General features: G+C 58.2%; 13 protein-coding genes. 6 read left to right on the plus strand and 7 right to left on the minus strand.

Annotation, left to right across the window (positions count from 1 at the left end):
* Positions 1–38: 38 nt before the first annotated feature.
* The 3 genes from ACTG2G_RS21740 to trmJ all read right to left on the minus strand — a co-directional run bounded on the left by ACTG2G_RS21740 (position 39) and on the right by trmJ (position 2625).
* Positions 39–1253 (minus strand): IscS subfamily cysteine desulfurase, encoded by a 1215-nt coding sequence (locus ACTG2G_RS21740; RefSeq protein WP_013723838.1) that lies wholly within the window; start codon positions 1251–1253, stop codon positions 39–41.
* A 53-nt stretch (positions 1254–1306) separates the two neighbouring features.
* A complete protein-coding gene (iscR, locus tag ACTG2G_RS21745; protein ID WP_026035025.1) occupies positions 1307–1810 on the minus strand; it encodes a Fe-S cluster assembly transcriptional regulator IscR in 504 nt (167 codons plus the stop codon).
* A gap of 92 nt (positions 1811–1902) precedes the next feature.
* Positions 1903–2625, minus strand: coding sequence for a tRNA (cytosine(32)/uridine(32)-2'-O)-methyltransferase TrmJ (gene trmJ / locus ACTG2G_RS21750; protein WP_127006452.1), 723 nt, complete (start codon positions 2623–2625; stop codon positions 1903–1905).
* A 187-nt stretch (positions 2626–2812) separates the two neighbouring features.
* Here trmJ and ACTG2G_RS21755 point away from each other — a divergent pair, with 187 nt between their 5' ends.
* Positions 2813–3229, plus strand: coding sequence for a hypothetical protein (locus ACTG2G_RS21755; protein WP_005351023.1), 417 nt, complete (start codon positions 2813–2815; stop codon positions 3227–3229).
* Here ACTG2G_RS21755 and ubiT read toward each other — a convergent pair.
* Positions 3182–3715 (minus strand): ubiquinone anaerobic biosynthesis accessory factor UbiT, encoded by a 534-nt coding sequence (gene ubiT / locus ACTG2G_RS21760; RefSeq protein WP_005344837.1) that lies wholly within the window; start codon positions 3713–3715, stop codon positions 3182–3184. The two genes, ACTG2G_RS21755 and ubiT, sit on opposite strands and share 48 nt — an antisense overlap.
* A gap of 189 nt (positions 3716–3904) precedes the next feature.
* Between ubiT and ubiU the strand changes: the two genes are divergently transcribed.
* Both ubiU and ACTG2G_RS21770 read left to right on the plus strand, forming a co-directional pair.
* A complete protein-coding gene (ubiU, locus tag ACTG2G_RS21765; RefSeq protein ID WP_421385961.1) occupies positions 3905–4900 on the plus strand; it encodes a ubiquinone anaerobic biosynthesis protein UbiU in 996 nt (331 codons plus the stop codon).
* Between the two features lie 11 nt (positions 4901–4911).
* On the plus strand, positions 4912–5784 hold the full coding sequence (locus tag ACTG2G_RS21770) for a U32 family peptidase (protein WP_421208284.1): 873 nt from the start codon (positions 4912–4914) through the stop codon (positions 5782–5784).
* A gap of 82 nt (positions 5785–5866) precedes the next feature.
* On the opposite strand, the gene ppsA is transcribed toward ACTG2G_RS21770, so the two are convergent.
* The gene (gene ppsA / locus ACTG2G_RS21775) at positions 5867–8245 is read right to left on the minus strand and encodes a phosphoenolpyruvate synthase (protein WP_439985844.1); all 2379 of its coding nucleotides are present in this window, start codon (positions 8243–8245) and stop codon (positions 5867–5869) included.
* 347 nt (positions 8246–8592) lie between these two features.
* Here ppsA and ppsR point away from each other — a divergent pair, with 347 nt between their 5' ends.
* Positions 8593–9405, plus strand: a complete 813-nt coding sequence (gene ppsR / locus ACTG2G_RS21780; protein ID WP_005344832.1) for a posphoenolpyruvate synthetase regulatory kinase/phosphorylase PpsR — start codon at positions 8593–8595, stop codon at positions 9403–9405.
* 239 nt (positions 9406–9644) lie between these two features.
* Here ppsR and ACTG2G_RS21785 read toward each other — a convergent pair whose 3' ends face one another.
* Positions 9645–9983: a hypothetical protein gene (locus ACTG2G_RS21785; RefSeq protein WP_235671494.1), complete on the minus strand. Its 339-nt coding sequence runs from the start codon at positions 9981–9983 to the stop codon at positions 9645–9647.
* Positions 9984–10327: 344 nt separating this feature from the next.
* Here ACTG2G_RS21785 and ACTG2G_RS21790 point away from each other — a divergent pair, with 344 nt between their 5' ends.
* A complete protein-coding gene (locus ACTG2G_RS21790) occupies positions 10328–11710 on the plus strand; it encodes an amino acid permease (RefSeq protein ID WP_005333893.1) in 1383 nt (460 codons plus the stop codon).
* Positions 11711–11810: 100 nt separating this feature from the next.
* On the opposite strand, the gene ACTG2G_RS21795 is transcribed toward ACTG2G_RS21790, so the two are convergent.
* On the minus strand, positions 11811–12137 hold the full coding sequence (locus ACTG2G_RS21795; RefSeq protein WP_108542054.1) for an ArsR/SmtB family transcription factor: 327 nt from the start codon (positions 12135–12137) through the stop codon (positions 11811–11813).
* 106 nt (positions 12138–12243) lie between these two features.
* Between ACTG2G_RS21795 and ACTG2G_RS21800 the strand changes: the two genes are divergently transcribed.
* Complete coding sequence (locus ACTG2G_RS21800) at positions 12244–13314, plus strand: permease (RefSeq protein ID WP_331378313.1); 1071 nt, start codon at positions 12244–12246, stop codon at positions 13312–13314.
* Positions 13315–13427: the final 113 nt, after the last annotated feature.

A 13427-nucleotide genomic window follows, 5' to 3' on the forward strand; every position in this document is an offset into this window, starting at 1 on the left:
TCACTCCTGCTAATTCTGTTGCTCACTGACCCGGTGGATCAGTGATGAGCCCATTCGACCGTGTTCAGATCGACGCCGTCTTTGTACATCTCCCACAGAGGGGACATCTCGCGCAGACGACCGATGGAGTCACGAATAAGCTTGACCGCGTAGTCAATCTCTTCCTCGGTGGTGAAGCGACCCATGCTGAAACGGATGGAGCTGTGCGCCAGCTCGTCGTTCAGACCCAGTGCGCGCAGCACATAGGAAGGTTCCAGGCTGGCGGAGGTACAGGCCGAACCGGAAGAGACCGCCAAATCTTTCAGCGCCATGATGAGGGATTCCCCTTCCACATAGGCAAAGCTGACGTTGAGGTTGCCCGGAACACGTTGCTCCAGATCGCCATTGATGTAGACGGCTTCAATATCCTTGATGCCATTCCACAGACGCTGGCGCAGAGCCAAGATGCGCTCACCTTCACTCACCATCTCTTCTTTGGCGATCCGGAAAGCTTCGCCCATCCCGACGATCTGGTGGGTCGGCAGAGTACCGGAACGCATGCCGCGCTCGTGGCCGCCACCGTGCATCTGGGCTTCCAGACGAACGCGGGGTTTACGGCGAACAAACAGTGCACCGATCCCTTTCGGACCATACACCTTGTGCGCAGAGACGGAGAGCAGGTCCACTTTCAGTGCTTCCACATCTACCGGGATCTTGCCCACACTCTGAACGGCATCCACGTGCAGCAGGATCTTGCGGGAACGGCACAACTCGCCGATGGCGGCAATGTTCTGAACCACGCCGATTTCGTTGTTCACATGCATGATGCTGACCAAGATGGTGTCATCACGCATGGCATTCTCGATCATCTCGATAGTGAACAGGCCGTTGGGCATCGGCTCAAGATAGGTCACCTCGAACCCTTCACGCTCCAGCTGGCGACAGGTATCGAGCACCGCCTTGTGTTCGGTCTTGGAGGTGATGATGTGCTTGCCCTTGCTGGCATAGAAGTGGGCAACACCCTTGATGGCCAGGTTATTGGATTCGGTCGCACCGGAAGTGAAGACGATCTCGCGGGGATCGGCACCGATCAGATCTGCCACTTGATTACGGGCCAGATCCACCGCCTCTTCGGCTTGCCAGCCAAAACGGTGAGAACGGGAAGCCGGATTGCCGAACAGGCCATCCATGGTGAGACACTGCATCATTTTTTCTGCGACACGCGGGTCCACCGGACAGGTTGCCGAATAATCAAGGTAAATAGGCAGTTTCATGTTTTTCTCCGTCACAGTCCGGGTCATACAGAGTCCCGCTGTGGAAAGCACGTTTATAGTTGGACTTTCAAGCTCACATCGCCGTGTTCTGCCCGATCAACCAGGGACAACACGGTCTTCATTTGTTCATCTTGCTTGCCGGCAATCCGGCGCACATCGGCCTGGCGTACCAGCTCGGCCAAGGTAATATCCCCGAGGAAGCTGGAGATCCGCTCACTCAGGTCGCGCCACAGGGAGTGAGTCAGGCACTGGGTACCGCCGTGGCAACCGCCCTTGCCGAGGCACTTGGTTGCATCGACCGACTCATCGACCGCGGTGATCACCTGGCCAACCGAAATCTCGCCAGGGGCCAACCCGAGGCGATAACCGCCACCCGGGCCACGCACGCTGCTCACCAGACCATGTTTGCGCAGGCGGGCAAAGAGCTGCTCGAGATAGGACAACGAGATGCCCTGGCGCTCGGAAATATCGGCAAGGGGGACGGGCCCCTGCTCTGCATGCAGCGCCACGTCGAGCATGGCGGTTACAGCGTAACGTCCTTTTGAAGTCAGTCTCATGTGCCTTACCGTCTTGCGAAGCAATTTAATGGGGCACATGGTCACATACCCGACCAAATCAGTCAAGTATATGGTTGAGTAAATCAGTCGGATTAATCCGGTACGCGCGCTTTCTGCACCGAGGTCAGAATACCGCGCAGAATGTTGAGCTCAGCCGCTTCCGGCCGAGCCCGATTGAACAGGCGACGCAGCTTGCTCATCACATGACCCGGATGGTCATCGGCAATAAAACCGGTCTTCATCAGGGTTTGTTCCAAGTGCTGATAAAACCCTTCCAGCTGGGCGGCACTCGGATAGGCCATCTCCTCTTCAGGCTCGGCGGCCTGCCCCTGCAGCCAGCGCATCCGCACTTCGTAACAGAGGGTCTGCACCGCCATGGCCAGATTGAGAGAGCTGTAATCAGGATTGGCCGGAATGGCCACGTGGTAGTGGCACTTTTGCAATTCGTCGTTGGTGAGACCGGTGCGCTCACGACCAAACACCAACGCAACCGGGTGCTGCATCCCCTCAACCACCGACTTTTCGCCGGCCTCACGGGGATCGAGCATGGGCCAGCTCAGGGTTCGAGAGCGGGCGCTGGTGCCAATCACCAGACCACAATCGGCGATCGCGTCGTCCAGTGTCGGGACGATACGGGCATTGGCAAGCACATCGCTGGCACCAGCCGCCAGAGCGAAGGCATTGTCGTCCGGCAAGGCTTGCGGATCAACCAATACCAGCTGAGTCAAACCCATGGTCTTCATGGCACGTGCTGCAGACCCCATGTTGCCGGTATGAGAGGTGTTTACCAAAACGATACGAATCTGATCCAACATGCCCAGTCAATCTTCAGTCAAAAATGGCGCGCAATTGTAACATAAGAGAACACAATGTTGGCACCGTAAAAGCCGAGCCATTTCAGAACAAAACTACCCGTTTGTATAACAAACCAGCATGAGGGAAGTGAGAGGGGGGGACTAAACTTGATGGATATCCGATAAACGGCACAGGAGACACCACGCCATGCTTCCTCCCTTTATCTATGAGAGATTGCCCAGCCTCTACCTGCTGGCAGCCATTGCCATTATTACGTTGAGTGAACAGCCCCTGCTCTGGTTTGCAGGCGCCTTGCTGTTTATCGCCGGAGCGGTGACCTGGATGATGCGCTCCAGCTACCGACGTACCGATCTGATTATCTTTCCGAGCAAACGCTGGCTACAGCCGGAGTGGCTGTATGAAGCGCAACCCTTTATCTGGCTGGCTGCGGGGCTGGCCATGTCACAGCTGCCCGCCCCTGCGGCACTCATCGCCTTGGTGCCCTGTCTGTGGGCCTGTCGCTGCCTCTGGGCACGGCACCATTATCGTCGCCATGCCCATGGGGTGATTGTCCACTTAAGACGGGATCCCGCCCGGCGCCGTCTGCACCGGAGCCTGCGCTGATTCGGTGCGGGCGCGTTCGATAAACGTCGCCAGATCCATCAGGGGATACTTCATCAGGCTTGGCAAGCCATCGAGATCCAGACTGTCCATCAGGTTTTTCACCTCAAGGCCCAGTTCGGTATCCCCTTCTATCTTCAGCTTGCGCTGGAAAAAGAGCGAATCAGGATCCTCTTTGCGACCGGCAATCAGGATCAGGTCGTTGGCAGTACCGCTGAAGCAGACATCGGCCTTGTCACACTCGCGAGCCACCACCAGCTGGCCATTCTGCTCACTGATAAACCAGCACAACTCCAGATCAGAGACTTCGACTTTCAGCCACTTGTCTGCCAGAAACTCGAAATCACCATCTTCGATAGCCTCTTTGAAAACCCGGGCCAGCAAACTCTCCATCAGCTGCTTTTGCAGATTGAACGGAACCAGCTTGAGGGGATGGCGCAAGAAGCGCGGAGCCTGTTCGACCAGGCGGCGTTGCAGTTGTTGAAACACGATAGACTCCCTTTTTTGCGCATTCAAACACAGGGAGAGTGGCAAGATCCTGTTGGAAATCAAACTTGTGCAGGGTTACCTCAAGAAGGGTAAAGCCACACAAAGCTGCCTCAGGTCAAAAAGCGGGAGTGCATGGCTGCATACAATCAGGGCTCGTTTGCCCTTCATATGCACTCTCGGAGCGTACCAATGGAATTACTCTGTCCGGCAGGCAGTTTGCCGGCACTGAAAACCGCCGTGGATAACGGGGCCGATGCCGTTTATATCGGTTTCAAGGATGACACCAATGCCCGCCACTTTGCCGGTCTCAACTTTACCGACAGCAAACTGGAGAAGGCGGTGGATTATGTGCATCAACATGGTCGCAAGCTGCATATTGCCATCAATACCTTTGCCCATCCCGGGGCCGATACTCGATGGAAACAGGCGATTGATCGCGGGGTGGCCCTCGGCGCCGATGCGTTAATCATCGCCGATCTCGCCGTGCTGGAATATGCCAGCCGCCACTACCCCAAGATGGAACTCCATGTCTCGGTGCAGGCCAGCGCCACCAATGCCGCCGCCATTCGCTTCTATCAGCAGCAATTCAATGTCACACGGGTGGTGCTGCCCCGGGTGCTCTCCATGCATCAGGTCAAGCAGCTGGCCCGCGAGACCGATGTTGGCCTTGAGGTATTCGCCTTTGGCAGCCTCTGCATCATGGCCGAGGGGCGCTGCTATCTCTCTTCCTACATGACTGGCGAGAGCCCCAACACCGTCGGCGCCTGCTCACCGGCCAAGTTCGTCCGTTGGGAAGAGACCCCGAATGGCCTCGAGTCGCGGCTCAACGAGGTGCTGATCGACCGCTATGGCCCGGGCGAAAATGCTGGTTACCCGACCCTGTGCAAGGGGCGTTTCGACGTGGATGGCCAGACCTACCACGCGCTGGAAGAGCCCACCAGTCTCAATACCCTGGGTCTGTTGCCCGAGCTGTTCAAGACCGGGATCCAGTCGGTCAAGATTGAAGGACGCCAACGCAGCCCAGCTTATGTGGAGCAAGTGACCCGGGTCTGGCGTGCGGCCATCGATGCCTATCAGGCCAATCCCGAGGCCTATCAGGTTAAAGCTGAGTGGGATGCCCAGCTCGCCCGCGTCTCCGAAGGTAGCCAGACTACCCTCGGCGCCTATCATCGTCAGTGGCAATAAGGAGTCCACCCATGCAATTCTCTCTCGGGCCTCTGCTCTTCTACTGGCCCAAAGCCGATACCGAGGCCTTTTACCATGCCGCGGCCGACAGTCAGGCCGACATCATCTATCTGGGGGAGACCGTCTGCAGCAAGCGGCGCGAACTCAAAGTCGATGACTGGATTGCGCTGGCCCGTCAGGTCGCAAACTCCGGCAAGCAGGTAGTGCTCTCGACCCTCGCCCTTATCTCCGCCCCTTCCGAGCTCAAGGAGGTGAAGCGGCTGGTCGACAATGGCGATCTTATGGTCGAAGCCAACGATCTCGGTACAGTGCAACTCGCCTGGGAGGCAGGGATCCCCTTCGTCTGTGGTCCCGCCATCAACGCCTATAACGCCGATGTGCTGCGCATGTTGCTCAAACAGGGGATGAAACGCTGGGTCATGCCGGTGGAGCTCTCCCGTGACTGGCTGATCCAGCTCAATCAGGATCTGGGGTCCCTGCGCGACCAATTTGAGGTGGAGGTGTTTGCCTACGGCCATCTGCCGCTCGCCTACTCGGCGCGCTGCTTCACCGCCCGCTCCCTCGACAAACCGAAAGACAACTGCGAGCTCGCCTGCATCAACTACCCCACCGGACGACTGGCCAACAGCCGCGAGGGGCAGCGGGTGTTCAATCTCAACGGGATCCAGACCCAGTCCGGTTACTGCTACAACCTGGGTAACGAGCTGGCTGATATGGAAGGTCTGGTAGATGTGGTCAGGCTTTCGCCGCAAGGGATGGAGACGCTGGAGATGCTGGCCCGCTTCAAAGCCAACCGGCAGGGCCAGGCTCCCCTCTCCTTGCAGCAAGGAAGCGACTGCAACGGCTACTGGCGCCAGATCCCCGGCATGAGCCTGGTGGAATAAGCCCAAGGGCAAAACATAAGATAATAGCGATCAAAAGGGGGGCATTAGGCCCCCCTTTCTAATCACTCATGTCGATAGTGACTTACTTGGCGCCATGCTGCTCCGCCAGATAGAGCCAGGTATCGACAACTGTATCGGGGTTGAGCGACACCGAGTCGATCCCCTGCTCCACCAGCCAGGCGGCGAAGTCCGGATGATCAGATGGGCCCTGACCGCAGATCCCCACGTACTTGCCCGCCTTGCGCGCAGCCTGGATCGCCATCGCCAGCAGCGCCTTGACCGCCTCGTTACGCTCGTCGAACAGATGGGCGATTAGCCCGGAATCCCGATCCAACCCAAGGGTGAGCTGGGTCATGTCATTGGAGCCGATGGAGAAGCCGTCCACGTGCTCGAGGAACTTGTCTGCCAAGAGGGCATTGCTCGGGATCTCGCACATCATGATCACCTTGAGTCCCCGCTCGCCGCGGCGCAGACCGTTCTCGGCCAGGATGTCGATCACCTGCTCCGCCTCGCCCACGGTGCGCACGAAGGGGATCATCACCTCGACGTTGGTCAACCCCATCACATCGCGCACCCGCTTGATCGCCTCGCACTCGAGGGCAAAGCAGGGGCGGAAGCTATCGGCGATGTAGCGGGATGCGCCACGAAAACCGATCATCGGGTTCTCCTCGTGGGGCTCGTAGCCACGACCGCCCACCAGATTGGCGTACTCGTTGGACTTGAAGTCCGACATCCGCACGATCACCCGCTCCGGCCAGAACGCAGCGCCCAGAGTGGCGATCCCCTCGGTCAACTTGGCCACGTAGAACTCCCGCGGGCTGTCGTAACCGGCGATCATCTTGGCGATGGTGGCCTTGAGCTCGGGACTCTGCTGGTCAAACTCCAGCAAGGCCTTGGGGTGCACGCCGATCATCCGGTTGATGATGAATTCAAGGCGTGCCAGCCCCACCCCGGCGTTGGGCAACTGGGCAAAGTCGAAAGCGCGGTCCGGGTTGCCGACGTTCATCATGATCTTGATGGGCAGGCGCGGCATATTGCCCACCTCGGTCACCGCCACGTCGAAGTCCAGCTCGCCGTCATAGATAAAACCGGTATCCCCTTCCGCGCAGGAGACGGTGATCCGCTGGCCCGGCTGAATATGATCGGTAGCGTTGCCACAGCCCACCACTGCCGGAATGCCCAGCTCGCGGGCGATAATGGCGGCGTGACAGGTGCGCCCCCCCCGGTTGGTGACGATAGCGGAGGCCCGCTTCATGATGGGCTCCCAGTCCGGGTCGGTCATGTCGGTCACCAGCACATCGCCGGGCTGCACTTCGTCCATCTGGCTGATGGAAGAGATGACCCGCGCCGGGCCCGCGCCAATCTTGTGGCCGATGGCTCGTCCCTCGATCAGCACCTTGCCCGCTTGCTTGAGGGCAAAACGCTCGAGGGTGTTGGCCTCCTGACGGCTGCGCACGGTTTCCGGGCGGGCCTGCACGATATAGAGCTGGCCATCCTGACCATCCTTGGCCCACTCGATGTCCATCGGGCGGCCATAGTGCTGCTCGATGATGAGGGCCTGTTTCGCCAGCGCCATCACCTCCTCATCGGTGATGCAGAAGCGGCTACGCTCGGCCTCATCGGTGTCGACAATCTTCACCTGACGGCCGTGACCAGCATCGTCCGAGTAGGTCATCTTGATAAGCTTGGAGCCGAGGGTCTTGCGTACCACCGCCGGGCGGCCCCCCTTGAGAGTCGGCTTGTGCACATAGAATTCATCCGGGTTGACTGCGCCCTGCACCACCATCTCGCCAAGACCATGGGCGCCGGTGATAAAGACCACGTCGTTGAAACCGGACTCGGTATCCAGAGTAAACATGACGCCGGAGGCTGCGAGATCCGAGCGCACCATCCGCTGTACCCCGGCCGAGAGGGCAACACCCTTGTGGTCGTAGCCCTGATGCACCCGATAGGAGATGGCGCGATCGTTGAACAGGGAAGCAAACACATGCTTGACCGCCGTCATGACGGCATCGATGCCACGTACGTTGAGGAAGGTCTCCTGCTGACCGGCAAAGGAGGCGTCCGGCATATCCTCGGCGGTGGCGGAGGAGCGCACCGCAAACGAGGCCTCGACACCGGCACTCAACTTTTCATAGGCAACCCGGATAGCCTGCTCCAGCTCGGGCTGGAACGGGGCTTCGATCACCCAGTCGCGGATCTGCTGACCGGCCCGGTTGAGGGCGGCGATATCGTCCACGTCCAGATTGTCGAGCAGATGGTGGATCTTACCGTTGAGGCCGCTTGACTCCAGAAACTCGTTAAACGCAAAGGCGGTGGTAGCAAAGCCTCCCGGCACGGATACGCCAGCGCCAGCGCCAGAGAGGTTGCTGATCATCTCGCCAAGGGATGCGTTCTTGCCGCCAACTCGTTCTACGTCCTGCATTCCGAGTTGTTCGTACCAGAGCACGTACTGTTGCACTTGGATGTCTCCAGGTTGGTGGGCACCGATGCCATAGCACCTCGTGCGCCCGATTTAATCGATGAGGTTATGGGTAAGTCAGGTGCGTTATTGTCTGTTTCTTTTGTTGCCAATGACCATGAAAACGTTTTCTACTGGTTTTCAAAAAAATCCCCGAGCAAGCGTTGGGGATGGTCGAATGACCGGAACATTCTACAATGGCGACACAAAAAGATAACGATTCAGGTTTGCAAGCCACTTCACAACTTGGGCACAGCAGACCGGTTGACAAAACTGGTATGGTTTCGGGAGATACTTCTCCCCCCTTACCCCATGCGACCCCACCCGCGGTATCACAGGAGCCCTACGTGCACACCGTATTTTATGTTTCAGACGGAACCGCAATCACCGCCGAAGTGTTTGGTCACGCGGTATTGAGCCAGTTTCCGCTGGCCTTCGAGCAGATCACTATCCCCTTTGTGGAGACACTGGAGAAAGCCCGTCAGGTACGGATGCGGATCGACGAGCAGTTTCGCCAGACCGGGGTACGCCCCATTCTGTTTCACACCATCGTCGACCCGCTGGTACGGGAAGAGGTACTGAAATCGGAGGCGTGCGGCCACGACTTTCTCAATACCTTCGTCAGCCCGCTGGAGCAGGAGCTGGGGGTCAAAGCCGAGCCCCGCCTCCACCGCACCCACGGCATGGAGAACCGCAAGCTCTATGACGATCGCATCGAGGCGGTCAACTTTGCGCTGGCCAACGACGATGGCATCACCACCAAAGAGTACGATGAGGCGGACATCATCCTGATCGGGGTCTCCCGCTGCGGCAAGACCCCCACCAGCCTCTATCTGGCGCTGCAGTTCGGCATTCGTGCCGCCAACTACCCCTTTATCGAGCAGGACATGGGCATGCTGGAGCTGCCCGCCCCCCTCAAGGCCAACCGTCACAAGCTGTTTGGCCTCACCATAGCGCCGCAGCGGCTGCACGAGATCCGTAACCAGCGCCGTGCCAACAGCCGCTACTCCTCCATCGAACAGTGCGAGCAGGAGCTGGCCTGCGTGGAGAGGCTGTTTCGCCAGGAGGCGATCCGCTTCCTGGATACCAGCTCCCACTCGGTGGAGGAGATCAGCGCCAAGGTCCTCGAGGCGACCGGTCTGCGCCGCCAGCTCTGTTAAGCCAGCTTGACAGCTATCGGCATCAACAAAAGATAAAAATCACAGTGTCGCGGCGAAAGTCAGCTGTGGCGAACTGCAATTCACATCGATGACAGTGAAAAGCGTGGATAAAAAAAGGATAAGCACCACAAATGTTTATCCCTCTTCTTGTCGACCTTGGCGTTGTGCCCTTGTCACCCGCTGCCAGTTAGCCGCTATTCGATTCCGTTCTGCTGCGCTCGGCAAACAGCCAGCGTTCACTAACGATTGAGCTCAGGGTTGTTCATCAACCGAGCATAGAAGGCCAGCAAACCGTGGCGCAGGCGAACCCGCTCCGCCAGCCAGCCGCCAACGAGCGCCCCCGTTACCCCACCAACCAGCAACAGCGGCTGCCAGTAGTGCAGCAACTCCTGATCACCGAGTAACAGCCAACCCAGCAACATAATCGCGGCCACCAGCAACAACAGCGGACTGGCGGCAATCCCTAACCAGAGCGCCACCAGCACACTCCGGGCAACCCCTTGTTGCAGCACGCTTTCACGTTCCCTGTGCTCCAACTCCCTGCACTCTTCCTTGCACTCCCGCTTGTTTGGCATCATTTGCATCCATTTGTGGCTTGGCACCACAAAAGCACACCAACAAGACAAAATGTCAATAAAACAGAATTCGACTGCACAAACATCAACCAAAAACTACCAAGAAGCCTCTTCAGATCATGAAAAAGCTGCCTTTGGTACAAAACACGGCCATTAGAGATGGAAAACAGGTGCATTCATGGCGGATTATCACTATTCTGCTTCGGTTGCCAGCCAACACTAAAAATTGAAAATGGCATGGCGTAACGAAATAACTACAGCTTTCGTCAGGTTTTGGCTACGCACTGCGGCCTGCTCAGGATGAGCCCAACACCGACCAGAGACAACAGAGACGTAAGGACAGACCCATGGATTTGAAACAAGACGGTGAGGAGCTGAAGCGCGGCCTTAAAAACCGCCACATTCAGTTGATTGCTTTGGGCGGCGCCATCGGCACCGGCCTCTTTCTGGGCATTGCCCAAACCATCAAGATGGCAGGCCCCTCAGTCCTGCTGGGGTATGCAATCGGCGGCTTTATCGCCTTCCTGATCATGCGCCAGCTCGGTGAAATGGTGGTGGAAGAGCCGGTAGCTGGCTCCTTCAGCCACTTTGCCTACAAATACTGGGGCGAGTTTGCCGGTTTTGCGTCCGGCTGGAACTACTGGGTGCTCTACGTGCTGGTGAGCATGGCCGAGCTGACCGCGGTGGGCATCTATGTCCAATACTGGTGGCCCGAGATCCCGACCTGGATGTCGGCAGCCTTCTTCTTCGTGCTGATCAACGCCATCAACCTCTCCAACGTCAAAGCGTTTGGCGAGATGGAGTTCTGGTTCGCCATCATCAAGGTGGTCGCCATCATCGGCATGATTGGCTTTGGCGGCTATCTGCTCATCTCCGGTGCCGGCGGCCCCGAGGCGAGCGTGACCAACCTGTGGGCTCAGGGCGGTTTCTTCCCCAACGGCATCAGCGGTCTGGTGATGGCGATGGCGGTGATCATGTTCTCCTTTGGCGGTCTGGAGCTGGTGGGCATTACCGCCGCGGAAGCGGACAACCCCGAGAAGAGCATTCCCAAGGCCACCAATCAGGTGATCTACCGCATCCTCATCTTCTACATCGGCGCCCTGGCTATCCTGATGTCCCTCTACCCCTGGGGTAAAGTGGTGGAAGGCGGCAGCCCGTTCGTGATGATCTTCCACGCTCTGGACAGCAATCTGGTCGCCACCGTACTCAACATCGTGGTACTGACGGCGGCACTGTCGGTCTACAACAGCTGCGTCTACTGCAACAGCCGGATGCTGTTCGGTCTGGCCAAACAGGGCAACGGGCCGAAAGCCCTGCTCAAGACCAACAAGAGCGGCGTGCCGCTGGTTGCCCTCTCGGTCTCGGCCATCGCCACCCTGCTCTGCGTGCTGATCAACTACCTGATGCCGGGCAAGGCGTTCGGCCTGCTGATGGCGCTGGTGGTCTCCGCACTGGTGATCAACTGGGCGATGATCAGCCTCGCGCACCTCAAGTTCCGCAAGGCCAAGGTCGCAGAGGGTGTCCAGCCCAAGTTCAAGGCGTTCTGGTACCCCTTCGGCAACTATCTCTGCCTCGCGTTCATGGCTGGTATCCTGGTGATCATGTATATGACCCCCGATTTCCGCATCTCGGTCGAACTGATCCCCGCCTGGCTGGTGGTACTGGGCATTGGCTTTGTCATCAAGCGCAAAGGACAAGCTCAAAGCAAGGTCGCAGCCAATCTGGGTTAATACCTGCAGCTGAGAAAAACAATGCAAAACGCCGATCACATGATCGGCGTTTTTTTATTGCGCGCAGCGCAACTGACCGCACAACTAGCAGCCATAGCCCTCAGGAAGGCAGCTCTTGCCTTTGATCTTGCCGATGCTCCGGGCTGTTGATGCAACACTCATCGCGGAAAAAGGCGATGATCTCCTCCAACACCGCGTATTGAGAGACGCAAAGCAGAGTGCGACTCTCCCGGTTTTGCTTCACCAGCCCCACCGAGACCAGCGCCGCGATATGGTGGCTGAGGGTGGAAGCGGGGATCGCCAGCTGCTTTTGCAGCTCACCCACCGGCAGCCCCTGCTCTCCCGCCTTGACCAGATGCTTGAAGATAAACAGCCGGGTCGGATGACCCAGCTCTTTCAATGCCTTGGCGACCTCTTCCAGTTGCATCTCTGCGCCCTCCACAAATTTGATATTTCGATAATACCAGAAATATCTTGACTGGCCATTCATTTCGATTATTTTGGAAATGTGGAAACCAAGTGAGGATACGACAATGAATGAGTGGTTAACCATGCTGACCGATGCAGCCCAGATGTTCCTGTTTCTGGCTGTCGAGCTGTCGGTGCTGTTTCTGGTCATTAGCGCCGGGGTCAGCCTGATCCGCCAGAAGATCCCCGACGAGAAGATCCAGCGGATGCTGGGGGCGCGCCATGGCAAAGGCTATCTGCTCTCTGCCCTGCTCGGCGCCGTCACCCCCTTTTGCAGCTGCTCCACCATCCCCATGCTGAGAGGATTACTCTCGGCCAAGGCTGGCTTTGGCCCCACTCTCACCTTCCTGTTTATCTCCCCACTGCTGAACCCCATCATCGTCGGCTTGATGTGGGCCACCTTTGGCTGGAAAGTGACCCTGCTCTACGCCGTGATCGCTGCCAGCGTCTCCATCATGGCGAGCATGCTGCTCGACAGGCTCGGGTTCGAGCGCCATGTCATCGACCCCAAAGAGGCCACCTCCTCTTGCGGTAGCGGCTGTGGCCCGGCGACCCGCGCCACTACTCAAGCACATTGCAGTGACAACCAACGCAGCGCCATTCGTGCAATCAAACCCCTCAACGGGGCAGCGTGCTGCCCGGCACCTCAACCAGAGATGGCAGAACAGGCCACCCTCTCCTGCTGCGGCGATGGCACGGCAGCCCTGACCAGAGCACCACAGCTCCCCACCGCCTGGGTCAAAGCTCGCCTCGATGCCTGGCAGCAGTTCAAAGCGGTATTGCCCTTCCTGCTGCTGGGGGTGCTCATTGGCTCGTTTATTTACGGTTTTATTCCGGCCGAGTGGATCGCCGCCCATGCCGGCGCCGACAACCCGCTGGCCATTCCATTCAGCGCCATCGTCGGGATCCCGCTCTACATCCGTGCCGAGGCCGTAATCCCGCTGGCATCGGTGCTGCTGGGCAAAGGGATGGGGATGGGCGCCGTCATGGCGCTGATCATCAGCAGTGCCGGCGCCAGCCTGACCGAGGTGGTCCTGCTCAAATCCATGTTCAGAACCCCGATGATTGCGGCCTTCCTTACCGTGATCCTCGGCATGGCGATCCTGATGGGCTACCTGACGCAACTGCTGTTTTAAGTCGCCCATCATTAAACAGACAAGGTGTTAAGCCAGCTGAGTGTGAAACCATCAGGCATCCCATAGACAAAACGCCGATCAACAGATCGGCGTTTTGCATGTTCCGTAAGGCA

Origin of the sequence: Aeromonas sp. 55A (genome assembly GCF_051919665.1) — a bacterium.
Lineage (GTDB): Bacteria > Pseudomonadota > Gammaproteobacteria > Enterobacterales > Aeromonadaceae > Aeromonas > Aeromonas veronii.

Coding starts and splice junctions, on each gene's coding strand:
- ACTG2G_RS21770 (WP_421208284.1), top strand. CDS start 4,912: ATGCAATTCTCTCTCGGGCCTCTGCTCTTCTACTGGCCCAAAGCCGAT.
- trmJ (WP_127006452.1), bottom strand. CDS start 2,625: ATGTTGGATCAGATTCGTATCGTTTTGGTAAACACCTCTCATACCGGC.
- ACTG2G_RS21800 (WP_331378313.1), top strand. CDS start 12,244: ATGAATGAGTGGTTAACCATGCTGACCGATGCAGCCCAGATGTTCCTG.
- ubiU (WP_421385961.1), top strand. CDS start 3,905: ATGGAATTACTCTGTCCGGCAGGCAGTTTGCCGGCACTGAAAACCGCC.
- ACTG2G_RS21795 (WP_108542054.1), bottom strand. CDS start 12,137: ATGCAACTGGAAGAGGTCGCCAAGGCATTGAAAGAGCTGGGTCATCCG.
- ACTG2G_RS21785 (WP_235671494.1), bottom strand. CDS start 9,983: ATGATGCCAAACAAGCGGGAGTGCAAGGAAGAGTGCAGGGAGTTGGAG.
- iscR (WP_026035025.1), bottom strand. CDS start 1,810: ATGAGACTGACTTCAAAAGGACGTTACGCTGTAACCGCCATGCTCGAC.
- ACTG2G_RS21740 (WP_013723838.1), bottom strand. CDS start 1,253: ATGAAACTGCCTATTTACCTTGATTATTCGGCAACCTGTCCGGTGGAC.
- ACTG2G_RS21790 (WP_005333893.1), top strand. CDS start 10,328: ATGGATTTGAAACAAGACGGTGAGGAGCTGAAGCGCGGCCTTAAAAAC.
- ACTG2G_RS21755 (WP_005351023.1), top strand. CDS start 2,813: ATGCTTCCTCCCTTTATCTATGAGAGATTGCCCAGCCTCTACCTGCTG.